21 protein-coding genes are annotated in these 23,139 nt (G+C 63.8%); 7 read left to right on the top strand and 14 right to left on the bottom strand.

Annotated elements, in window-relative coordinates:
- Positions 1-137 precede the first annotated feature (137 nt).
- Both AC3RCP_RS24575 and AC3RCP_RS24580 read left to right on the top strand, forming a co-directional pair.
- Positions 138-374: a DUF3820 family protein gene (locus AC3RCP_RS24575; RefSeq protein ID WP_007925076.1), complete on the top strand. Its 237-nt coding sequence runs from the start codon at positions 138-140 to the stop codon at positions 372-374.
- 10 nt (positions 375-384) lie between these two features.
- On the top strand, positions 385-1,572 hold the full coding sequence (locus AC3RCP_RS24580) for an aminotransferase class V-fold PLP-dependent enzyme (RefSeq protein WP_492570816.1): 1,188 nt from the start codon (positions 385-387) through the stop codon (positions 1,570-1,572).
- 286 nt (positions 1,573-1,858) lie between these two features.
- Here AC3RCP_RS24580 and AC3RCP_RS24585 read toward each other — a convergent pair whose 3' ends face one another.
- The 3 genes from AC3RCP_RS24585 to zwf are packed head-to-tail and all read right to left on the bottom strand — an operon-like array spanning position 1,859 to position 4,711.
- Positions 1,859-2,524: a bifunctional 4-hydroxy-2-oxoglutarate aldolase/2-dehydro-3-deoxy-phosphogluconate aldolase gene (locus AC3RCP_RS24585; protein WP_007921959.1), complete on the bottom strand. Its 666-nt coding sequence runs from the start codon at positions 2,522-2,524 to the stop codon at positions 1,859-1,861.
- 17 nt (positions 2,525-2,541) lie between these two features.
- On the bottom strand, positions 2,542-3,255 hold the full coding sequence (pgl, locus tag AC3RCP_RS24590; RefSeq protein ID WP_085532030.1) for a 6-phosphogluconolactonase: 714 nt from the start codon (positions 3,253-3,255) through the stop codon (positions 2,542-2,544).
- Positions 3,242-4,711: a glucose-6-phosphate dehydrogenase gene (gene zwf / locus AC3RCP_RS24595; RefSeq protein ID WP_492570815.1), complete on the bottom strand. Its 1,470-nt coding sequence runs from the start codon at positions 4,709-4,711 to the stop codon at positions 3,242-3,244. Before zwf ends, pgl begins: the two co-directional genes overlap by 14 nt.
- A 209-nt stretch (positions 4,712-4,920) precedes the next feature.
- Between zwf and AC3RCP_RS24600 the strand changes: the two genes are divergently transcribed.
- The gene (locus tag AC3RCP_RS24600) at positions 4,921-5,781 is read left to right on the top strand and encodes a MurR/RpiR family transcriptional regulator (protein ID WP_169914959.1); all 861 of its coding nucleotides are present in this window, start codon (positions 4,921-4,923) and stop codon (positions 5,779-5,781) included.
- A gap of 103 nt (positions 5,782-5,884) precedes the next feature.
- On the opposite strand, the gene AC3RCP_RS24605 is transcribed toward AC3RCP_RS24600, so the two are convergent.
- The 11 genes from AC3RCP_RS24605 to edd form a co-directional block, all read right to left on the bottom strand.
- Positions 5,885-6,739: a D-hexose-6-phosphate mutarotase gene (locus AC3RCP_RS24605; protein ID WP_226303610.1), complete on the bottom strand. Its 855-nt coding sequence runs from the start codon at positions 6,737-6,739 to the stop codon at positions 5,885-5,887.
- A 149-nt stretch (positions 6,740-6,888) separates the two neighbouring features.
- Positions 6,889-8,238 (bottom strand): carbohydrate porin, encoded by a 1,350-nt coding sequence (locus AC3RCP_RS24610; protein WP_492570814.1) that lies wholly within the window; start codon positions 8,236-8,238, stop codon positions 6,889-6,891.
- Between the two features lie 121 nt (positions 8,239-8,359).
- A complete protein-coding gene (locus AC3RCP_RS24615; protein WP_102678985.1) occupies positions 8,360-9,520 on the bottom strand; it encodes an ABC transporter ATP-binding protein in 1,161 nt (386 codons plus the stop codon).
- 3 nt (positions 9,521-9,523) lie between these two features.
- A complete protein-coding gene (locus tag AC3RCP_RS24620) occupies positions 9,524-10,369 on the bottom strand; it encodes a carbohydrate ABC transporter permease (RefSeq protein ID WP_007926331.1) in 846 nt (281 codons plus the stop codon).
- The gene (locus AC3RCP_RS24625) at positions 10,362-11,270 is read right to left on the bottom strand and encodes a carbohydrate ABC transporter permease (protein WP_007926330.1); all 909 of its coding nucleotides are present in this window, start codon (positions 11,268-11,270) and stop codon (positions 10,362-10,364) included. The genes AC3RCP_RS24620 and AC3RCP_RS24625 overlap by 8 nt, the downstream gene beginning before the upstream one ends.
- A 163-nt stretch (positions 11,271-11,433) precedes the next feature.
- Positions 11,434-12,741: an ABC transporter substrate-binding protein gene (locus tag AC3RCP_RS24630; RefSeq protein ID WP_007926323.1), complete on the bottom strand. Its 1,308-nt coding sequence runs from the start codon at positions 12,739-12,741 to the stop codon at positions 11,434-11,436.
- A gap of 118 nt (positions 12,742-12,859) precedes the next feature.
- Positions 12,860-14,119, bottom strand: a complete 1,260-nt coding sequence (locus AC3RCP_RS24635; protein WP_492570813.1) for a D-mannose isomerase — start codon at positions 14,117-14,119, stop codon at positions 12,860-12,862.
- 244 nt (positions 14,120-14,363) lie between these two features.
- Positions 14,364-15,791 (bottom strand): ATP-binding protein, encoded by a 1,428-nt coding sequence (locus tag AC3RCP_RS24640; RefSeq protein WP_202949040.1) that lies wholly within the window; start codon positions 15,789-15,791, stop codon positions 14,364-14,366.
- 31 nt (positions 15,792-15,822) lie between these two features.
- Entirely contained in the window at positions 15,823-16,554 is a 732-nt protein-coding gene (locus AC3RCP_RS24645; RefSeq protein ID WP_087090306.1) for a response regulator, read from the bottom strand.
- A gap of 221 nt (positions 16,555-16,775) precedes the next feature.
- Positions 16,776-17,732 (bottom strand): glucokinase, encoded by a 957-nt coding sequence (locus AC3RCP_RS24650; RefSeq protein ID WP_274304435.1) that lies wholly within the window; start codon positions 17,730-17,732, stop codon positions 16,776-16,778.
- The gene (edd, locus tag AC3RCP_RS24655) at positions 17,729-19,555 is read right to left on the bottom strand and encodes a phosphogluconate dehydratase (RefSeq protein ID WP_087090301.1); all 1,827 of its coding nucleotides are present in this window, start codon (positions 19,553-19,555) and stop codon (positions 17,729-17,731) included. Before edd ends, AC3RCP_RS24650 begins: the two co-directional genes overlap by 4 nt.
- A 222-nt stretch (positions 19,556-19,777) precedes the next feature.
- Here edd and gap point away from each other — a divergent pair, with 222 nt between their 5' ends.
- The 4 genes from gap to AC3RCP_RS24675 all read left to right on the top strand — a co-directional run bounded on the left by gap (position 19,778) and on the right by AC3RCP_RS24675 (position 23,055).
- Positions 19,778-20,782 carry a type I glyceraldehyde-3-phosphate dehydrogenase gene (gap, locus tag AC3RCP_RS24660; protein WP_007926310.1) on the top strand — a complete coding sequence of 335 codons (1,005 nt, stop codon included), beginning with the start codon at positions 19,778-19,780 and terminating at the stop codon, positions 20,780-20,782.
- Positions 20,783-20,911: 129 nt separating this feature from the next.
- Positions 20,912-21,376 carry a methylglyoxal synthase gene (locus AC3RCP_RS24665; RefSeq protein WP_007926308.1) on the top strand — a complete coding sequence of 155 codons (465 nt, stop codon included), beginning with the start codon at positions 20,912-20,914 and terminating at the stop codon, positions 21,374-21,376.
- Between the two features lie 73 nt (positions 21,377-21,449).
- The gene (locus tag AC3RCP_RS24670) at positions 21,450-21,968 is read left to right on the top strand and encodes an RNA polymerase sigma factor (protein WP_007926306.1); all 519 of its coding nucleotides are present in this window, start codon (positions 21,450-21,452) and stop codon (positions 21,966-21,968) included.
- Positions 21,969-22,071: 103 nt separating this feature from the next.
- Entirely contained in the window at positions 22,072-23,055 is a 984-nt protein-coding gene (locus tag AC3RCP_RS24675) for a FecR family protein (RefSeq protein WP_007926304.1), read from the top strand.
- The last annotated feature ends 84 nt before the right edge of the window (positions 23,056-23,139 follow it).

The raw sequence follows: 23,139 nt of genomic DNA on the forward strand, positions 1-23,139 counted from the left end.
AATTTTTCCATTATTTTTCAAATAGTTAAATTTTTTACCGCTTTCTGTATCCGCGTTATTTGCATGATCTGTCATTTGGCCTGCATGCAGAATGCCTGTATTTTCCAAGGTGTTCGTCACCTCTACAGACAGCCGCCATGAATCCCGAAAAACTTGAACTTCTGGTCACCCGCGAAATGCCCTACGGCAAGTACAAGGGCCGCATCCTCGCCGACCTGCCCGGCCCCTACCTGAACTGGTTCGCCCGCGAAGGTTTCCCCCACGGCGAGCTGGGCGGCCTGTTGGCATTGATGCAGGAAATCGATCACAACGGCCTCTCCGATCTACTGGACCCGCTGCGCGCCAAACACGGCAAACCCAAACCCCGTCATTAAGAAGACCGCCATGCCATGTAATGCCCAACTCGCCCGCGACGAAGATTACTGGCTGGCGATTGCCCGCCGATATGACATCGAGCCCGGGCCGATCAACCTGGAAAACGGCTATTTCGGGCGCATGAGCCGCGCCGTGGTCGAGGAATACCAGCGCCAGATCGACTTCGTGAACCGCAGCAACTCGGTGCATGTGCGCCAGCATTTCGAACAGATCGGCAATTTGCAGATTCGACAGCAATTGGCCGAGCTGGTTGACGTCGATCGCCAGGCCATCGCCCTCACCCGCAGCGCTTCGGAGGCGCTGCAATCGCTGATTCGCAACTACAACCGCCTCCAGCCGGGCGATCAGGTGCTGATCAGCGACCTGGAATACGACAGCGTCAAGGGCGCCATGCGCTGGCTGGCGCGCCATCGCGGGGTCGAGGTCATCGAGATCGAGCATGCTCATCCGGCGAGTTTCGACAGCCTGCTGGGCAGCTATCGCGAGGCCTTCGAGCGCTACCCTCGGCTGAAGCTGATGGCCCTGACCCACGTCACCCACCGCACCGGGCTGGTACTGCCGGTCCAGGCCATCGCCCTGGATGCCCGCGAACGGGGAATCGACGTCATCCTCGACGGCGCCCACGCCCTGGCCCAGGTCGATTTCGAGCTCAGTGAACTGGGCGTGGCGTTCGCCGGCTATAACCTGCAGAAGTGGATTGGCGCGCCGCTGAGCCTGGGTTTTGTCTATATCGACCCGCAACGCCTGGCCGATATCGATCCGGACATGGGCGAGCAACGTTATGCCCTGGACGATATCCGCTCACGGGCGCCTTATGGCACGCCGAACATCCCGGCCTGGCTGACCTTGCCACGGGTGTTCGAGGAGCACCGCGGCATGGGCGGCTCGGCCCTCAAGGGCGCACGCCTGAATTACCTGCGCGACCTGTGGGTGAGCCAGGTGCGCGACCTGCCCGGCATTGAAGTCATGACCCCGGACGATCCACGGCTGTATTGCGGCATCACCTCGTTTCGCTTCACCCGCCAGCCGGACCAGCAGGCGATGGCCGAGCGGCTGCTCCAGGAATACAACCTGTTCACCGTGGCGCGCAGCGGTTCGCGTTGCGGGCCCTGTATCCGGGTGACTCCGGGCTTTACCACGCCGAGCGCGGATATCCAGATGCTGGTCGAGGCATTGACTGAACTGGCAGTTGAATGACCTGTAGCCGCTGCCGCAGGCTGCGACAGGTCCGAAGGACCTTCTGCGATCCAGATGACGCTACGGCCTTTCGGCCGATCGCAGCCTGCGGCAGCGGCTACAGACAGTAGCGACCATTCAGATCGCGTTGTCCGCCCCGGCGTCATCGCGAACAAGCTGCGCTCCTACAGAAGACCCGGCGTCGCCAGGCAGCTTTTCTCCAGGCAAAAAAAAACGGTGCACCGACCAAGCGCACCGTAAAGCCGTAGAACACACCAACGAATCTTTGAAAAAAGCAGGAAAGCTGTCAGTCCAGCAGCGCCAGGGCCTCGGCCGTGCACTCCTGGATCCGCGCCCAGTCGCCGTTCTTGATCCACTCGGGATCGAGCATCCAGCTACCGCCGACGCACATCACGTTCTTCAACGCCATGTAGCTCTTGATATTGGCCGGGCCGACACCGCCGGTCGGGCAGAATTTCACTTCGCCGAACGGGCCACCCAGGGCCTTGATCGCGGCCACACCACCACTGACTTCCGCCGGGAACAGCTTGAAGCGGCGATAGCCCAGGCTGTAACCCTCCATGATCCCGGAGGCATTGCTGATCCCCGGCAACAGCGGGATCGGGCTGGCAACACTGGCTTCCAGCAGGTCGCGGGTAATGCCCGGGGTGACGATGAACTGCGAACCGGCGGCTTCGGCGGCGGCCAGCATCTGCCGATCGAGCACGGTACCGGCGCCGGTCACCAGCTCCGGACGCTGCTCGCGCAGGATCTGGATGGCCTTGAGGCCGAACTGCGAGCGCAAGGTCACTTCCAGCGCGGTCAGGCCACCGGCGGCCAGGGCGTCGGCCAGGGGCAGCACGTCCTGTTCGCGGGCGATGGTGATCACCGGCAGAATCCGCGCCTTGGCGCAGAGGCTGTCGATCAGGGCAACTTTGTCCGCCATGGAAACGGTCGGTTGTGGAATTGTCATAGCGGCTGATCCTTGGCTCATGGGCACCAGTAAATCTCTAACGGAGGTTGCAGGAAGGCACGAATCGGCATCGCGGCGACATCGTCACCGGCCAGTGCGGCACTCAGGGTGGTCAATTTGGATTGACCGGAAATCGACAGCACGCTGTACGTGGCCGAGGCCAGCAAGGCGCGGCTCATGCTCAGGCGCTGATGGGGCACGCTCGGCGCCAGCATCGGCCAGCAGCGTCGCTGGCCGTCGGCCCGCAGGGCTTCGGTCAGGTTCGGGCTGTTGGGGAACAGCGAGGCGGTGTGACCGTCGTCGCCCATGCCCAGGATCAGCACGTCGATGGCCGACAACTCGGCCAGCAGACGATCGGCCTGCTCCGCGGCCTGTTCGAGGTTCGCCGCGGCGTTGTACAGGCTGAGGAACTTCGCCTTGGCCGCCGGCCCTTGCAGCAGGTAGCGCTTGAGCAGGCCGGCGTTGCTGTCGGCATGTTCGACCGGGACCCAGCGCTCGTCCGCCAGGGTGATCAACACCTTGGACCAGTCCAGGTGCTGCTTGGCCAGGTGCTGGAAAAACGCCACCGGGCTGCGCCCGCCGGACACCACCAGGGTGGCTTCGCCGCGCACCTGGATCGCCTGGCTCAGTTGCCCGGCCACCTTCAGCGCCAGGCCTTCGGCCAGCAGCGCCGGGCTGTGGAACTCGTGGGCGTACACGCCCGCAGGCAGTTTCAATTTAGATATCGCCATACCATGACCTCCCGTCCCGCGTGATCAGTGCGATGGAGCTCATCGGCCCCCACGACCCGGCCGCATACGGCTTGGGCGCATCGCCGGATTTCTTCCACCCGGCGATCAGCTGGTCACACCATTTCCACGCGGCTTCGATTTCATCTTTGCGGACAAACAGGTTCTGGTTGCCGCGCATCACTTCCAGCAACAACCGCTCGTAGGCATCGGGAATCCGCGCACTGCGATAGGTATCGGAAAAATTCAGCTGCAACGGGCCGCTGCGCAGTTGCATGCCCTTGTCCAGGCCTTGTTCCTTGGTCATCACCCGCAGGGAGATACCTTCGTCCGGCTGCAGGCGGATGATCAGCTTGTTGCTGATCTGCAGGCGCTGCTCGGGGGCGAAGATGTAGTGCGACGGCTCCTTGAAGTGAATGACGATCTGCGACAGCTTCTGCGGCATGCGCTTGCCGGTACGCAGGTAGAACGGCACCCCGGCCCAACGCCAGTTGCGGATGTCGGCCCGCAGGGCGACGAAGGTTTCGGTGTCGCTCTGGGTGTTGGAATTCTCTTCCTCCAGGTACCCCGGCACGGCCTTGCCTTCGCTGTGCCCGGCGATGTACTGGCCACGCACCACCTGGGTGGTCAGGCCTTCCGGGCTGATCGGCGCCAGGGCCTTGAGCACCTTGACCTTCTCGTCACGGATGCTGTCGGCCGAGAGGTCGGCGGGCGGGTCCATGGCGATCAGGCAGAGCAGTTGCAGCAGGTGGTTCTGGATCATGTCCCGCAGCTGGCCGGCCTTGTCGAAGTAGCCCCAGCGGCCTTCGATGCCGACCTTCTCGGCCACGGTGATTTCCACGTGGGAGATGTAGTTCTGGTTCCACTGGGTCTCGAACAGGCTGTTGGCGAAACGCAGGGCGATCAGGTTCTGCACCGTCTCCTTGCCCAAGTAGTGGTCGATGCGATAGATGCGGTTCTCCGGGAAGAACTGCGCCACCGCGTCGTTGACCTTGCGCGACGACTCCAGGTCCGAACCGATGGGCTTTTCCAGCACCACGCGGGTGTTTTCCGCCAGGCCGGCCTTCGACAGGTTCTCGCAGATCGCCCCGTACACCGCCGCCGGTGTGGCGAAATAGGCGATCAGGCGTTGCTCGCGCCCGGCCAGCTCGGCCAGGGCCTGGTAATCCTCGGCCTTGAGGAAGTCCACGTGCAGGTAGGTCAGGCGCGCCAGGAAGCGCTCCAGCACCGCCGTGTCGATCTCCTTGGCACCGACATACTTGCGCAATTGCGCTTCAATGAATGACAGGTGCTGCTGTTCGCTGCCCGGCTCGCGGGCCAGGGCCAGAATGCGCGTGTCGTCATGCAGCAGGCCGGCGCCATCGAGTTGGTAGAGGGCAGGAAACAATTTGCGAAGCGCCAGATCGCCCAGCGCGCCGAACAAGGCAAAGGTGCACGGTTCAACCGTTATCGAAGGCATGATGTTTGTTCTTTTATCAAGTTAAGCTACAAATACCTTTTTTCAAGGCATCACTCAAGGGAAAATGTAGTAATAACCACAACATTTTAGCAAAATATAGATTCGAAGTGGTGGTCCGTCGGAGCCATCAGTAGGATAGGCCACCGCCAAAGACCGGCTAAGACCGGCTTCCTTTGCATTGCCGAACCAGGAAAACCCTAATGGACCGCGTGCGAAATCTTCTGGAACAGATCCAGAATCGCCTTGAAGAATTGAACAAGGCGGAACGTAAAGTCGCCGAAGTCATCCTGCTCAACCCACAGCAGGCGACCCGCTTCAGTATTGCTGCCCTCGCCCAGGCCGCTTCGGTCAGCGAGCCGACGGTCAACCGTTTCTGCCGCTCGTTCGGCGTCAGCGGCTACCCCGAACTCAAGCTGCAACTGGCCCAGAGCCTGGCCAGCGGCGCGGCCTACGTCAGCCGCGCGGTGGAAGCCGACGACAACCCCGAAGCCTACACCCAGAAAATCTTCGGCAGCGCCATCGCCTCCCTGGACAGCGCCTGCCAGGCCCTGGACCCGAACCTGATCAGCCGCGCCGTCGACCTGCTGATCCAGGCCCGGCAGATCCACTTCTTCGGCCTCGGCGCCTCGGCCCCGGTGGCCCTAGATGCCCAGCACAAGTTCTTCCGCTTCAACCTGGCGGTGACCGCCCATGCCGATGTGCTGATGCAGCGGATGATCGCCTCGGTGGCGCACACCGGCGAGCTGTTCGTGATCATCTCCTACACCGGGCGCACCCGCGAGCTGGTGGAAGTGGCGCGCATCGCCCGGGAAAACGGCGCCTCGGTACTCGGCCTGACCGCCGCCGGCTCGCCGCTGGCCAAGGCCAGTACCCTGAGCCTGAACATCCCGCTGCCGGAAGACACCGACATCTACATGCCGATGACCTCGCGGATCATCCAGCTCACCGTGCTCGACGTCCTCGCCACCGGCATGACCCTGCGCCGCGGCGTGGACTTCCAGCCGCACCTGCGCAAGATCAAGGAAAGCCTCAACGCCAGCCGTTATCCGGTGGGCGACGAGTACAACTGAGTTTCGCCTGGCCGCTCCTACAGGAACACATCGAACTGTAGGAGCGGCCGGTCGACGCTCGATTGCCCGCGATGACGGCAGCAGCCACACCGCCAACCCGCCACTACGCCCCCGCTCGCGCCTGCAGGCTCAGATGCGCCCGCTCCCCCGGCGCCAGGCACAGACTGTCGGTGCCGCCCGCCGCCGCCTCGACGCAGACGAACCCGGACACCTCGTTCCAGCTCACCCCCAGCAGCGGCCGGCTGCCTGGATGCCAGACCACGGTGTCGGCGGTGTCGCCGGTGTCGATGCGCAATTCGCGCTGCCAGGCGTGATCCTTGAGCTGCAATTCGCCCTCGTGCTGGAACACCCGCTGGCAGCCGCCATCGACCCGTAGCTCGCCCGTTTGCCGGCACGCCTGGCGGCTCAACTGGTCGTAACCCTCGGCGCCATCAAGCCCAGACAGCGCTACCTCACCGACGTCGCCAATACGCCAGTAGGCGTGCAAAGCCTGGCTCAGCTGGCACGGCAGGCTGTCCTGGTGCTCGGTGCTCAGGCGCAGGTCCATGCTTTCGCCCAGGTGCGCGTGCAGGTCGACCTGCCAGTCGCACAGTTGCAACTGCCAGTGCAGGTACACGCCCTCGTCATCGCTGCGGCTGTCGAGCAGCTTCCAGTCGATCAGCCGGGCCCAGCCATGGGACGGCCAGGCGTTTTCGCTCGGGTGACGGCCGTACCAGGGCCAGCATACCGGCACCCCGCCACGGATCGCCCCGACCTGCGGCCACTTCGCCGCGCACCACAGCCAGGGCTTCTGCCCGGTCGGCTGGAAGTGCAGGAGCTGCGCGCCCTGGCGACTGAACACCGCCTGGCACAGCGGATGGTCGATCACCAGCACATCGCGCATCTGATAGCGCTCCCAGGCGAAGGTCGGGCGCTCGCGCAAGGATTTGAAAAAGCGTTGTAGCGGATGCTCATGCATGGGCCACGGTCCTGAAGATCATTGCTGTACCGATATTCATCATTGATGCGCAAAGCCCTGTAGGGAACGGGTTCGTCCCCAAAAAAAAGCGGATAGCCAAGGCCATCCGCAAAAATGCGCACATAGAGGAGGAGCTTATCGCAACAGCGTTAGAACACCGACTGAATTTTCAGGCCGGCCACCAGGGCGTTGTCGACTTCATCCACACCGCCTGGATGGGTGATGTACTGCAGGTTGGGACGCACGGTCAGCCAGTTGGTGACATGGAAGCCGTAGTTGATTTCGTAGTTGTACTCAGTCTCGCGGATCGGCGAGAACAGCGGATCGTCGTAGTTGCTGACGCCGTTGGTGTCATTGAGCAACTGGGCGTTTTTCTTCACGTCGTCGTTGACATGGATACGGGCGAAACCGATGCCGACGTCATCCTTCGGACGTGCGTCGAACGGGCCCTTGTACACGAACATCAGCGACTGGTAGTTGTCGATGAAGTTGGTGTCCTTGTCGTGGAACGTGGCGTTGGCCGCGATATTCAGACCGCGGGTCGCATCGCCGTTGTGGGTGGTGAGTTGCTGCTGCCCGACGAACCAGTAGCCGTGCTTGCTGCTGTGCACGCGATAGCTGTCGCCGGTGACCGCAGCGTCCCGGCCATTGACGTCCTCGCGCACGTCACTGGCATCGGCGGTGCTCTTGTAGTAACCGACGCGGTACTCGCCCGGCAGGTTGTTGACCTTCGGCGACCAGACCAGCTCGACCGGCAGGACGGTGCCCTTGGTACCGCTGCCGCTGAGCTTGAAGCCGTTGCCGTGCTCCAGTTGCGACGGGTTCTGGTTGTACGCACCGATCTGCGCATACAGCTCAGGGGTGATGTGGTACTTCACCCGCAGTGCCGCCTGGCTGACCGGCCAGTTGTACCAGATGTTGGTCGCCCAGTTGCCCACCTGGGAGCCGCAGAACGCCAGGTTCTGGAAGTCGCAGGGGAAGGTGTTGAAGTCTTCGCCTTCGCCGAAGTAACCGGCCTTGACGTCGAGCTTGCCGTCGAGGAACTGGTGCTGGATCCACAATTGGGTCAGACGCACCATGTGGCCACGGCCGTAGACTTCCTGGGAGGAACTCAGGGTGCCGGCACGCGGGTCGCCGATACGGTCGTTGGAGATGTTCTGGCCGTTACGGTTGGTCAGCTGGATCTTCGCCTGGGTGTTATCCCAGCCCCAGAGTTTTTCCAGGTCCAGGGCCACGCCCAGGCCGAACTGGTCGCTGTAGCGTCCGGTCTTGTCGTCGTTGTAGCCGCCGTGCAGGTTGGCGCCCATTTCGCCAACGTAATCGGCCTTGATGTCGATCCCTTTCTCGAGCAGCTTGGTCCGCTCGCCACCCCAGTCACCGGTCATCCATTTCGAATCGGCGCTGAACGCTTCGTCAGCGTGCGCGCTACCGGCCAGGGTCATTGCCGCAATCGCTGACAACTGGCAGATCAAGCGTGCATTGGTGCTCTTCTTTTTCATCCCTACATCCTCGTCTTTATTGTTATTAACTGTTTTTCTCTAACGCGGTTTACACCTGATGCGACGGATGACAGGCCATCCGCCGCGCATTCGGTAGGTCCTTGCTCCAATAACGCCGGCCTCAACGCCCCTTGAACTGCGCCACGTTGCTGGCGTGGGTTTCGGCCTGCGCAGGGGCCGCAACACCCAGGCGCTCGCCACTCTTGGCATCGAACAGCAGAACCTTGGCCGGATCGAATTGCAGGGTCAGGGTTTCACCGACCTGCGGCGCCACATCCGGCGCCAGGCGGCAGCAGACCTTGGTGCCGTTGAGGTTGACGAACACCAGGGTGTCGGGACCGGTCGGCTCGGTAACCTGGACCTCGGCGCGTAAGGTTGGCAGGCCGTTGCCCTCGCCGTTCGCCAGGCTGATCTGCTCCGGGCGGATGCCGAGTATCACTTCACGGTCTTCCAGGCCGGCGTCCTGCATGCCCAACGGCAGCTCGCAACGGGCCTGGCCGCTGTCCAGCAGGGCCAGCAGGCGGCCGTCCTTGCGCTGCAGGCGCAGGGGGATGAAGTTCATCGGCGGCGAGCCGATGAAGCTGGCCACGAACAGGTTGGCCGGGTCGTTGTAGATCTGTTTCGGAGTACCGAACTGCTGGATGATGCCGTCCTTCATCACCGCCACCTTGTCGCCCAGGGTCATGGCTTCGATCTGGTCGTGGGTGACGTAGACCGTGGTGGTTTTCAGGCGCTGGTGCATCAGTTTCATTTCGGTGCGCATCTCGACCCGCAGCTTGGCATCGAGGTTGGACAGCGGTTCGTCGAACAGGTAGATCTTCGGCCGCCGCGCCAGGGCCCGGCCCATGGCCACGCGCTGTTGCTGGCCGCCGGACAGCTGGCCGGGCTTGCGGCTGAGCAGGTGTTCGATCTGCAGCAGCTTGGCCACCCGCGCCACTTCCTCGTCGATCTCGGCGGCCGGCATCTTGCGGATCTTCAGGCCGAAGGCAATGTTGTCGCGCACGCTCATGGTCGGGTACAGCGCGTAGGACTGGAACACCATGGCGATGTCACGGTCTTTCGGGCTCATGCCGCTGATGTCGGCGTCGTCCACCAGGATCGCCCCGCCGCTGATGTTTTCCAGGCCGGCGATGCAGTTCATCAGGGTGGATTTACCGCAGCCCGAGGGCCCCACGAGAATCAGGAACTCACCGTCATCGATCTTCAGTTCGATGTTCTTCAGGGTGTCCGGCAAGCCGCTGCCGTAGGTCTTGTTGACGTTGCGTAATTCGAGAGTTGCCATCTTTTACCCCTTGACCGCGCCGGACGTCAGCCCACGCAGGAAATACTTGCCAGCGAATATGTAGACCAGCAGTGTCGGCAGCCCGGCGATCATCGCCGCCGCCATATCAACGTTGTATTCCTTGGTCCCGGTGCTGGTGTTGACCAGGTTGTTCAAGGCCACGGTGATCGGTTGCGCATCGCCGCTGGCGAACACCACGCCGAACAGGAAATCGTTCCAGATCTGAGTGAACTGCCAGATCAGGCAGACCATGACGATCGGCACCGACATCGGCAGCAGGATCTTGCCGAAGATGGTGAAGAAGCCCGCGCCGTCCAGGCGCGCGGCCTTGACCAGGGCGTCCGGGATGCTCACGTAGTAGTTGCGGAAGAACAACGTGGTGAACGCCAGCCCGTAGACCACGTGCACCAGCACCAGGCCGCTGGTGGTGTTGGCCAGGCCGAACTTGCCGAGGGTGAAGGACGCCGGCAGCAGCACGGTCTGGAACGGCAGGAAGCAGCCGAACAGCAGCAGGCCGAAGAACAGCTGCGAACCACGAAAGCGCCACATCGACAGCACGTAGCCGTTCATCGCGCCGACGAAGGTCGAGATGATCACCGCCGGCACGGTGATCTTCACCGAGTTCCAGAAGTAGCCGCCCACGGTATCCCAGGCCTTGATCCAGCCGATGCCGTCGATCACGGCCGGCCAGCTCAGCAGGTTGCCGGTGCGGATGTCTTCCGGGGTCTTGAAGCTGGTGAGCAGCATCACCACCAACGGCACCAGGTACACCGCCGCGGCCAGCAGCAAGGTGGCGTAGATGGCGATGCGGCTGAAGTTCAGCGCAGGTTTTCCGAGCTGGTTAGTCATGGCGTTTGCCTCGCAGTTCGGAGTACAGGTACGGCACCAGGATGGTCAGCACCGCGCCCAGCATAAGCATGGCGCTGGCCGAACCTATGCCCATCTGCCCACGGCTGAAGGTGAAGGAATACATGAACATCGCCGGCAGGTCGGACGAGTAGCCAGGGCCACCGGCGGTCATCGCCGCCACCAGGTCGAAGCTCTTGATCGCGATGTGCGCGAGGATCATGAAGGCGCTGAAGAACACCGGGCGCAGGCTCGGCAGGACAATCTTCAGGTAGATGGTCGGCAGGCTCGCGCCATCGACCTGGGCGGCGCGGATGATCGACTGGTCGACGCCGCGCAAGCCGGCGAGGAACATCGCCATGACAAAGCCGGAGGCCTGCCACACGGCGGCGATCACCAGGCAGTACACCACGCGATCCTGATCCACCAGCCAGTCCAGGCGAAAGCCTTCCCAGCCCCAGTCACGCAGCATCTTGTCCAGGCCCAGGCCGGGGTTGAGCAGCCATTTCCAGGCGGTGCCGGTGACGATCATCGACAGCGCCATCGGGTACAGGTAGACGGTGCGGATAAAGCCTTCCCTGCGGATGCGCTGGTCCAGCAGCACCGCCAGGAACACGCCGAGCACCAGGCTGATGCCGATGAACATGCCGCCGAACAGCGCCAGGTTCTTGCTCGCCACCCACCAGCGGTCGTTGTCCATCAGGCGCATGTATTGCTGCAGGCCGACCCACTTGTAGCTCGGCATGAAGCTGGAGTTGGTGAAGGACAGAATGAACGTCCAGATGATGTAACCGTAAAAACCGACCAGGACGATCAGCATGCTTGGCGCCAGGACCAACTTGGGGAGCCAGCGCTGCAGCGCGTCGAACGGTGAGGCTTTGCTGAAAACCGCCACAGAGCTCATCGGGATAATCCAGTTGAAGGAGTGAGTATCTGCAGGAGCGAAGCTTGCTCGCGATGAACGATCACGCGTCGTGTCAGGTACGACGCTTTCGCGGGCGAGCCTCGCTCCTGCAGGGGAAGAGCGCTCTCAGGAACAGCCGCAGGCTAGCCTGCGGCACCGGACCTTACTGGGCGGCCTTGACGGCTGATGCCAGCTGCGCACTGGCCTTGGCCGGGTCCGCGTCCTTGTCGTTCATGAAGTTGGTCACCACATCGAAGATCGCGCCCTGCACGGCCAGGGAGGTGGCCATGTTGTGCGCCATGCTCGGTTGCAGGCCGCCGGTCTTGTCGTCGGCCAGGAAGTCCTTGGCCGCCGCCTGGGCGCAGGAGTCGAAGCCTTGCGCGGCCATGTCGTTGAGCATGTCGGTGCGCACCGGAATCGAACCCTTGTTGATGCTGAAGACCTTCTGGAAGTCCTTGCCCAGGGCGACCTTGGCCAGGTCCTGCTGCGCGGCGATATCGCCTTTGCGATCGGCCTTGAGCTTGAACACCGCCAGGGAGTCGATGTTGTAGGTGAAGGCTTTGTCGGTGCCCGGGAAGGCCACGCATTGGTAGTCCTTGCCGGCGACTTTCTTCGCCGCGGTCCACTCGCTCTTGGCCCAGTCGCCCATCATCTGCATGCCGGCCTTGCCGTTGATGACGTCGGCGGCAGCGATGTTCCAGTCACGCCCGGCGCGGTTCGGGTCCATGTAGCCGGTGACTTTCTTCAGCTCGGTGAAAGCCTTGGTCATCTCCGGGCCGGCGAGGGTTTTCTGGTCCAGGTCGACCAGGGCTTTCTTGTAGCCATCGGCGCCCATGACCGAGAGCACCACGTCTTCGAACACGGTGCTGTCCTGCCATGGCTGGCCGCCATGGGCCAGGGCGATGAAGCCGGCGGCCTTGAGCTTGTCGCCGGCGGCATAGAATTCTTCGAGGGTGGTCGGGGCCTTGTCGATCCCGGCCTTCTTGAAGACTTCCGGGTTGATCCACAGCCAGTTGACGCGGTGGATGTTCACCGGCACCGCGACATAGTCACCTTCGTACTTCACGGTGTCGGAGACTTTCTTGGAAAGCAGGCCGTCCCAGTTTTCCGACTTGGCCACGTCTTTCAGCGCGTCGGTGCTGAGCAGGCCGGTGCTGCCCCACTCCTGGATGTCCGGGCCCTTGATCTGGGCAACGCCCGGCGGGTTGCCGGAAACGGCGCGGCTTTTCAGCACGGTCATGGCCGTGGCACCGCCACCGCCGGCGACTGCGCCGTCTTTCCAGGTGAAACCGTCTTTTTCGACTTGGGCCTTGAGCACATCGACCGCCGCTTTTTCACCGCCGGAAGTCCACCAGTGGACGACTTCCACGGAACCTTTGGCATCGGCGGCAACGGAAACGAGAGGGAACGCACTGAGGGGAAACAACGAGGCAACGGAAATGACAGCAGCTAGACGAGAAATCGCATTCATCTGAGGTGTACCTTTCTTGTTGTTATGCATGCAAGTCTGGTGCTTGCGCTGCATAGGATTCTAAACAGGGGACCCACCCGCGCAGGTAACGAAGGGATGCGCGAATGTCACCATATGGTTACACAATGCCCAGTCTAGACACTTCGGCCAAGGCCGATGCCATGCTCGGTGCCAGGGGCAGGCGCGGAATCAGCACCGCCTGCCAGGCGTGATACAGGTCCGGCTTGCCGGCCCAGATCTCGGCGCTGGGCCTGTTGTTGCTATCCAGCTCGTGATGCCAGCTGCCGTGCAGCGGGTCGATGAAATGCTCGGCAGTGAACTCCCAGAAGCGCCGATACCAGGTTTCGTACTGCGCCTCCCCGGTGCGTTGCAGCAAGGCACTGGCCGCCGCCGCGGCCTCGGCGTGGGTCCAGTGCAGGCGCTGGCGCACCACGGGGCGCTGCTGCCAGTCCAGGGTGTAGACGATGCCCGGCGCGCCATCGACGTCCCAGGCGTCACGGCAGGCATTCTCGAAGAGTTTCTGGGCATCCAGCAGCAGCCAGCCGGGGCTGAGCATGCCGGCCTGGCAGCGCGCGGCTTCCAGGTGCAGCAGCAGGCGGGCCCACTCGAAGGCGTGCCCGGGGGTGGTGCCATAGGGGCGGAAACCGTCGGCCGGATGTTCCTGGTTGTAATCCGGCAGCGGCTGCCACTGCCGGTCGAAATGCTCGATGACCCGGTAATCGCCGGCGGCGGCGTGCTCATGGATGACCCGCTCGACAATGTGCAGGGCACGGTTGAGCCAGCGCGGGTCCTGGGTGACATCGGCCAGGGCGAGGAACGCCTCGGTGGCGTGCATGTTGCTGTTGGCGCCGCGATAGGCCTCCTCGCCGCTCCAGTCACGGTTGAAGGACTCGCGCATCGCGCCCTCCTCCTCGCTCCAGAAATGCGTTTCGATGACCCGGATCGCCTCCGCCAGCAAGGCCTCGGCGCCGGGGCGCGCGGCCACCACCGCGGAACTCGCCGCCAGGGCGACGAAGGCATGCAGGTAGGCGGCCTTGCCGCTGTTGCCGTCGCCCTGTCCGGGGCTGGCGAACCAGCCGCCGTACTGGCCATCGCGCAGCGCACCGTTGAGCGCGGCGATGCCGTGGTCTACCAGCGCGGCGTAACCGGGAATGCCCTGGATATGGGCCATGGCGAAACTGTGGGTCATGCGCGCGGTGTTCATGGTGCCGGCGCGGGCACCGCTCGGCAGGCGCCCGCGCTCGTCCAGGTCGCCGAAGCCTTCGGGCAGCCGTGCCGCGCGGGCGAACCCCAGCAGGCGCTGGCCTTCGGCGGCCAGCCATTGATGATGGGCAGGAGCGTTCAGCCAGCTGCTGAACGTCAGTGGAATACTGTTCATGGCGAACCTGTTGTTGTTCTTATCAGGGCCTTGAGTCTAAACAACGGGTTCGCGCGGGCAGGTAACGAAGGTCACAGGAAATGTCACCAAGCCGTGACAAACAACCTTGTAGCCGCTGCCGCAGGCTGCGCTCGAGACCGCAGGGCTCGCAAAACCGACGCCTCGGTCATACAGCCTAGCGCGGCATAACGTTTTACGACCGCTACGCGGTCGGGCGCAGGCTTCGCCAGCGGCTACAAGGGCATCAATCCATGGAGCGCGGCAGGTACAGGGTCACGCGCAAACCGCCTTCGCGCAGGTTCTGCAGGCTGACCTCGCCGCCATGGCTGTGGGCGATGTTGCGCGCGATGCCCAGGCCCAGGCCGTAGCCCTGCTGCTGGCCGGACAGGCGGAAGTGCGGCTCGAACACCTGCTCCAGGCGCTGCTCCGGCACGCCCGGGCCTTCGTCGTCGACATGCAGGATGAACGCATTGGCATCGTCGTCGATGTGCAGGTGGGCGTTCTGCCCGTACTTCAGCGCGTTGTCGATCAGGTTGCCCATGCAGCGCTTGAGCGCCAGGGGCTTGCCCGGATAAGGCGCCAGCGCCCGCCCCTGCTGGGTCACGCGGCCGTTGCCGTTGGGCGCCAGGTAAGGCTCCACCAGGCAGTCGAGCACCTGGTTGAGGTCCACCGGCTCGATGTTCTCATGGATATCGGTGTCCTTGACGCATTGCAGCGCGCCCTTGACCAGCAACTCCAGCTCATCCAGGTCGCGGCCGAACTTGGTTTGCAACTGCTCGTCCTCCAGCAGTTCGACCCGCAGCCGCAGGCGGGTGATGGGCGTGCGCAGGTCGTGGGAAATCGCACTGAACAGCTGGCTGCGTTCGGTCAGGTAACGGCTGATGCGCTCGCGCATGGCATTGAAGGCCCGGCCGACTTCCACCACTTCGCTGCCGCCGCCTTCGGCCACCGGCTGCACATCGGCGCCCAGGGACATGTCCCGCGCGGCCCGCGCCAGGCGCTTGAGCGGCCGGCTCTGCCAATGCACCAGCAGGCCGATGAACAGCAGCAGGAAACCGCTGGTGAGCACGATGAACCACACCTGCTGCGCCGGCAGCCCCTGTTCTTCGAGGCTGGTGTAGGGCTCGGGCAACAACGAGGCGATGTACAGCCACTCGCCCGGCGCCATCTGGATCTGGGTGACCAGCACCGGCGGGTTCACCGGTTCCAGGGTCAGGGCGTAGTGGGCCCAGGAGCGCGGCAACTCATCGAGTTTCAGGCCGCCGTTGAAAATCCGCAGGTCCTCGGGGCTGACGAAGGTCACCGAGATGTAGGCATCGTTGCCCAGGGACTGGCGCAGCACTTCCTCCACCGCCTTGAGCACCGCCTGCTTGCGTGGCGTGATCGGCAGCACTTCCATGCCCAGCGGCTTGTCGTTGAGGGTCACGACAAAACGGGTGCCGCCCATGCTGCGCAACTGGTCGAGCACCAGCGGCCGGTACGCCACCGGCAGCGAGCGAAAGTAGCTGACACTGGCGGTCATCGAATGGGCCAGGCTGCGGGCGCTGGTGACCAGGCCTTCGAGCTGGGTGGCGCGCAATTGCGACACCCAGATCACGCTGGACAAGGTTTGCGCGAACAACACCGCCAGCAGCGTCAGCAGCAACATCCGGCCCAGCAGCGAACGCGGCACCGGCACCCGCGCCAGCAGCTTGCGCGGCCACTCAGTGAGCATTGCCGGCAACCACATTGGCTGCCAACTGGTAACCGCTGCCGCGCACGGTGCGGATCAGCCGCGGCGGCTTCTCGGTATCGCGCAGGCGCTGGCGCAGGCGGCTGACCGCCATGTCGACGATACGGTCCAGGGGCATCAGTTCTCGGCCGCGGGTGGCATTGCCGATGGTGTCGCGGTCGAGGATTTCCTGGGGGTGGTCGAGGAACAGCTTGAGCAGGGCGAAGTCGGCGCCGGAGAGGATCACTTCCTCGCCGTCGTTGTGGAACAGCCGGTGGCTGACCATGTCCAGGCGCCACTCGTCGAAGCACAGCACCTCGCCGCCGGTGCGCTCCTGGCCGAACTGCGCACGGCGCAACAGGGCCTTGATCCGCGCCTGCAACTCGCGAGGGCTGAAGGGCTTGCCCAGGTAATCGTCGGCCCCCAACTCCAGGCCGATCACCCGGTCGGCTTCGTCGGAGCTGGCGGTGAGCATGATGATCGGCACCTGGCCGACCCGCGGATGCTGGCGAATCCAGCGGCACAGGCTGAAGCCGTCTTCGTCCGGCAGCATCACGTCGAGAATCACCAGGTCGCTCGGCGCCTCGTTCAGCGCCTGGCGAAAACCGGCGCCGTTGGGCGTGCTGCGGACCTGGAAGCCGGCGCGACTGAGGTAGGTCTCCAGCAGCTCGCGGATTTCCTGATCGTCATCAACCAACAAGATCGACTTACTGACTGAACTCACGCGGGCCGTCCTTTGTTGTTATGGATGGGGCCGGATTATGCCTTACCGATCAACGAAACGTAGATACCAAGGCTCTGTAGCCGCTGCCGAGCCCGCGAGGCTGCGATCGACCTGGGCGGCATTCCGACGAAGCGGGCGCAGGGATTTAAAGATCGCTGAAGGCCTTCGGCCTTATCGCAGCCTCGCAGGCTCGGCAGCGGCTACGGATGTAGTGCACTGGATCAGGCGAACGCCTGCTCCAGCGCCACTCCGGCACCGGTCAGGCCCGAGTACGGCGCCGTCACCAGCCATACCGGAATGCCCTTGAAGTAATCGCTCATACAGCCCTTGTCGGCAAAACAACGGGCAAAACCGCTTTCGACGAAAAAGTCGGCGAACCGCGGGATCACCCCACCAACGATGTACACGCCACCGCGCGCACCGGTGGTCAGCACGTTGTTGCCCGCCACCCGGCCCAGCCAGCAGCAGAACTGCTCGAGCACTTCCAGGGCGATGGGGTCGCCGGCCAGGCCCGCGGCGGTGATGGCTTCCGGGGTGTCGAGCAGCGGCTCATGCCCATCCACCGCGCAGATCGCCCGATAGACCCGGGGCAAGCCGCCGCCGCTGAGCGCGGTCTCGGCGCTGACGTGGCCGATCTCGCTGTAGATGTGCTGCCACAACTGGGTTTCCCGCGGGCTGCTCAACGGCAGGTCGACATGCCCGCCCTCGCCCGGCAAGGCGGCCCAGCGGCCTTCGCCCAGATCCAGCAGGGTGCCGACGCCCAGGCCGGTGCCCGGCCCGATCACCACCGCCGGGCGCAACGGCTCGGCGGTGCCTTCGCAAACCACCCGGAACTCGCCGGGCTGCAGGCGGGTCATGCCCAGGGCCATGGCCGAGAAGTCATTGACCAGCAGCAGCTCATCGACCTGCAAGGTCTGGCAGAAGGCCTTGCGGCTCAGGCGCCAATGGTTGTTGGTAAAACGAAATTCGTCGCCGCCGACCGGGCCGGCCACCGACAGGCACACCGCGCCGATCGCACCCGGCGCCAGGCCGAGGCCGCCCAGGTAGACGCCGATGGCTTCTTCCGGGCTGGCGTGGTCCGCCGTCGCCAGCACCTGGATCGACTCCAGGCGCTGGTCTTTCCACAACGCAAAACGCGCATTGGTTCCACCAATGTCACCGACCAGCGCTAACTTCACTTAAGGTTCTCCAGGGCAGAGGTAAAGGCGCTGGCGCCCTGCTCCGCCGAGCTGAAGGCCATGCGCATGAAACCGAACAATTCGCGGCCGCTGCCGACGTTGTTGCCCAGCAGGCCCTTGGCCGGCTCGCGGGCGGCGAATTCGTCGGCGTCTACCTTAAGCTCCAGCGTGCCCTTTACGCCATCCACGCGAATGATGTCGCCGTCGCGTACTCGCGCCAGCGCGCCGCCGACCTGGGCTTCCGGGCTGACGTGGATCGCCGCCGGGATCTTGCCCGAGGCCCCGGACATGCGCCCGTCGGTAACCAGAGCGACCTTGAAGCCGCGGTCCTGCAACACACCGAGGAACGGCGTCATCTTGTGCAGTTCCGGCATGCCGTTGGAACGCGGGCCCTGGAAGCGCATCACCGCCACGAAGTCTTTTTCCAGCTCGCCGGCCTTGAACGCATCGGCCAGGTCCTGCTGGTCCTGGAACACCACCGCCGGCGCTTCGACGATCTGGTGCTGCAGCGCCACGGCGGAGACTTTCATCACCCCGCGACCGAGGTTGCCTTCCATCACCCGCAGGCCGCCTTCCGGCGAGAACGCGCGGGCCACCGGGCGCAGGATGTTTTCGTCGAGGCTTTCGATCGGGCCGTCGCGCCACACCAGCTTGCCGTTGTCCAGGAACGGCTCCTGGGTGTAGCGGCTCAGGCCACGGCCGGCCACGGTATTGACGTCTTCGTGGAGCAGGCCGGCTTCCAGCAGTTCGCGGATCAGGAACGCCATGCCGCCCGCGGCCTGGAAGTGGTTGATGTCGGCCTTGCCGTTCGGATAGACGTGGGACAGGGTCGGCACCACCTCGGAGAGGTCGGCCATGTCCTGCCAGGTCAGCTGGATGCCCGCAGCCTGGGCGATCGCCGGCATGTGCAGGGTGTGGTTGGTCGAACCGCCAGTGGCGTGCAGGGCAACGATGGAGTTGACCAGCGAACGCTCGTCGACGATCTCGCCGATCGGCGTGAAGTTGCCGCTCTGCGCGGTCAGGCGGGTGACCTGCTGCGCCGCCTCATGGGTCAGGGCGTCGCGCAGTGGCGTGTAAGGGTTGACGAAGGACGCGCCCGGCAAGTGCAGGCCCATGACTTCCATCAGCAGCTGGTTGGTGTTGGCGGTGCCGTAGAAGGTGCAGGTGCCCGGGCTGTGGTAGGACTTCATCTCCGACTCCAGCAGCTCTTCGCGGGTCGCCTTGCCCTCGGCGTAACGCTGGCGCACGTCGGCCTTTTCCTTGTTGGAAATACCCGACGGCATCGGCCCGCCCGGGACGAAGATGGTCGGCAGGTGGCCGAAGCGCAACGCGCCCATCATCAGGCCCGGGACGATCTTGTCGCAGATGCCGAGCATCAGCGCGGCGTCGAACATGTTGTGGGACAAGGCCACCGCGGTGGACAGCGCGATCACCTCGCGGCTCGGCAGGCTCAGCTCCATGCCGGCCTCGCCCTGGGTCACGCCATCGCACATGGCGGGCGTGCCGCCGGCGAACTGGCCGACCGAGCCCATCTCGCGCAGGGCCTTCTTGATCTGTTCGGGAAAGTGCTCGTACGGCTGGTGCGCCGAGAGCATGTCGTTATATGACGAAACAATCGCCACGTTGGCGGCATTCATCATGCGCAGGCTGTGCTTGTCTTCCGAGCCGCAGCCGGCAACGCCGTGGGCGAAGTTCGCACACTGCAGCTTGCCCCGTTGCGGGCCATCGCTGGCGGCGCCGCGGATCAGGGCGAGGTAAGCCTCGCGAGTGGCGCGACTGCGGGCGACAAGCCGTTCGGTGACCTCAAGAACGCGGGGATGCATGTGTAGAACTCCAGGCTAACGGATGTGGCGACCTGTTTGTCTATGCTGGTCAAAACGCCCGCGGCACAGGGGATGGCAGAGGGTTTCTTGACCATTTGGACCAGTTGATTCAGGTCACTCGTTGTAGATAAAACAAAATATTGCCATCAAAAAGGCTTGTTTTCTATTTTTTTGCGAATAATCTTGTAATTCCAACAACAAAACTACGGCAGGCGCTTTTCTATGACTCTACGAATCGCAATCAATGGTTTTGGCCGCATCGGCCGCAACGTCCTGCGCGCACTTTATACCCAAGGCTATCGTCAGGATCTGCAGATCGTCGCCATCAACGATCTGGGTGATAGCTCGATCAATGCCCACCTGCTCAAATACGACACCGTCCACGGCACCTTCGATGCCGAGGTGCAGCACGATCAGGAAAGCCTGACCGTCAACGGCGACCGGATCGCCGTCAGCGCCATCCGCAATCCGGCCGAACTGCCCTGGGCCGCCGAGAAGATTGACGTAGTATTCGAATGCACCGGTCTGTTCACCGACCGTGCCAAGGCCGCCGCCCATCTCAGCGCCGGCGCCCGCAAAGTGATTATTTCCGCCCCGGCCAAAGGCGCCGACGCCACCGTGGTGTATGGCGTGAACCACGACATTCTGCGCCAGTCGCACCAGATCATTTCCAACGCTTCGTGCACCACCAACTGCCTGGCGCCGGTGGCCCAGGTGCTGAACCGCGAGCTGGGCATCGAAAGCGGGCTGATGACCACCATCCACGCCTACACCAACGACCAGAACCTGACCGACGTCTACCACAGCGATCCGTACCGCGCCCGTTCGGCCACCCAGAACATGATCCCGAGCAAGACCGGCGCGGCCGAAGCCGTGGGCCTGGTGCTGCCGGAGCTGGCGGGCAAGCTGACCGGCATGGCGGTGCGCGTCCCGGTGATCAACGTATCGCTGGTGGACCTGACCGTGCAGCTCAAGCGCAACACCACCGCCGAGGAGGTCAACGCCCTGCTCAAGAGCGCCAGCCAGCACTCGAAGATCCTCGGCTACAACAGCCTGCCGCTGGTTTCCAGCGACTTCAACCACAACCCGCTGTCGTCGATCTTCGACGCCAATCACACCAAGGTCAGCGGCGGCAAGCTGCTCAAGGTCCTGGCCTGGTACGACAACGAGTGGGGCTTCTCCAACCGCATGCTGGATAACTGCCTGGCCCTGTGCAGCGCCGAGTAAACCCATGGCCTGCGGCGCGGGAGCTGCCGCAGGCTGCGATCTTTTGATCTTCACATTCGAGGTTCAAGCGCGCAAAGATCGCAGCCTCGGCAGCTCCTGCAGACTCTCTCCCTCCCGGAGCCACCACCGATGATCGGTATCAGCTTCACCCAGGCCAGCATGGCGGCGCGCAAGCGCATCGCCCTGGTGGCCCACGACCATTGCAAGAGTTTCCTCCTCGACTGGGCCGAGCGACAGAAAGACCGGCTCGCCGAGCACGATCTGCTGGCCACCGGCACCACCGGCCAGTTGCTGCACAAACGTCTCGGCCTGCCGGTGGAAAGCATGATCAGCGGCCCCCTGGGCGGCGACCAGCAACTCGGCGCGCGGATCGCCGAGCAGCGGGTGGACATGCTGGTGTTCTTCTGGGACCCCTTCGAACCCCAGCCCCACGATCCGGACATCAAGGCCCTGCTACGGGTCGCGGCGGTCTGGAACATTCCCGTGGCCTGCAACGAATGCAGCGCCGACTACCTGCTCAGCAGCCCGCTGATGGAGCAGGCGCACAGCTACCGGATTCCGGACTACCCGGCCTACCTCTCCGGGCGTCGATGATTCACTCAGGGCTTGACCATCGACGTAGATGATAAGCATTATCATCTGCTGAAAAAATCAGCCAGGTCCTGTTGTGAGCCAATCCCGCTTCAATCACGTCTTTCTCACCCAGCGCGTTTCGCTGCTGCGCACGCTGGAGCGGATGGTCAACAACCACAGCACCGCCGAGGACCTGCTGCAGGAAACCTACCTGCGGGTGACCCGGGCCCTGAGCGAACGGGCCATCGACCACCTCGAACCCTTCGTCTTCCAGACCGCCCGCAACCTGGCGCTCGACCACCTGCGCGCACGACGCATCCAGGCCCGCACCCTGCTCGAAGACGTGCCGGTGGACGTGGTCGAAAGCGTGGCCGCGCCCCTGAGCAGCGCCGAGGATGCCGCCCATGCCGAACAGTTGCTGGAACGCCTGAACATGAGCCTTGCCCAACTCAGCCCGCGCCAACAGCAGATCTTCATCCTCAGCCGCCTGCACGGCCACAGCTACCTGGAAATCGCCGAGAAACTCGAGGTCTCCCAGAGCACGGTACAAAAGGAGCTGAAGCTGATCATGGCCATCTGCATCGGCGTCGCCGAGCGCTTGAACGGTCATTGAGGCCCAGCCGGGCGGGCATCAGCCGCGGCCCTTTGCTACCCTTGACCGCCCTGCGCTCTCCATCTAAAAAACAGCCGTGCACAGACACAGCCGAGGAACACCCGTGACGGACATCCACCGCACCCAGCCGACCGCCCAGGACGGGGAAACAGCCACTCGCCGTACTGCGGATCAGGCCATGGACCAGGCCCTGGACTGGCTGATCCTGCTGGAGAACCCGAGCCCCGAGCAGACCCGGCAATTCCACGACTGGCTGAACGCCTCGCCCCTGCACAGCGCAGCCTTCGACAAGGCCCAGGCGATCTGGAACGGCCCGCAAGTGGTGCGCTGCGCGCAAAACCTGGACACGCAAAAAACCAAGCTCAGCCTGCTGTCGCGCCTGCGTCCGCACTGGCGGCCCCTGGCGACCGCGGCGGTGCTGATCCTCGGCCTGTTCAGTTTCAGCAACCTGCCCCTGCGCCTGCAGGCCGACCACCTGACCGTGGTCGGCGAGCGCCAGCGCCTGCAACTGGAGGACGGCTCGAAAGTCCTGCTCAATACCAACTCGGCCTTCTCCAGCAGCATCGACGAGCGCCAGCGCGTGGCCCGCCTGTACCAGGGCGAAGCCTTCTTCGAGATCCCCGCCAGCCGCGGCCAGCCACTGGAACTCGACGCCGGCCCGGTACGCGCCAGCGTGCGCGACACCGCCTTCGCCGTGCGTTACCTGGACGGCGTGGCCCAGGTGCGGGTGCAGCGCGGCGATGTCGACCTGCGCGCCACCCACGACGATGCCCGGGTGCGCCTGTCGGCCGGCGAAAGCATCCGCATCGGCCCCAACGGTTTCGACCGCCCGGCCAAGCTCGACCTCGACAAGGACCTGGCCTGGGTCCAGGGCCGGCTGGTGTTCGAGAACTGCCCGCTGAACCAGGTGCTGGCCGAATTGCGTCGGTATTACCCGGGCTGGATCGTCAACAACAACGAGCGCCTGGCCGATGTCGCCGTCACCGGCAATTACCGCCTCGACCAGCCGCTGGACGTGGTGCGTTCCCTGGCTCACATCACCTCGGCGCGCCTGCAGGAATTCCCGGCGCTGGTCATCCTCAACTAAAGCGCATTTATTTTTACGCAATCGCTGTCGGTCGTTCGTCTCGTTATAGCCAATGCAATTGATTCGCATTAAAAATGGCGAATC

This window comes from Pseudomonas sp. GW822-FHT05A08 (assembly GCF_058800485.1).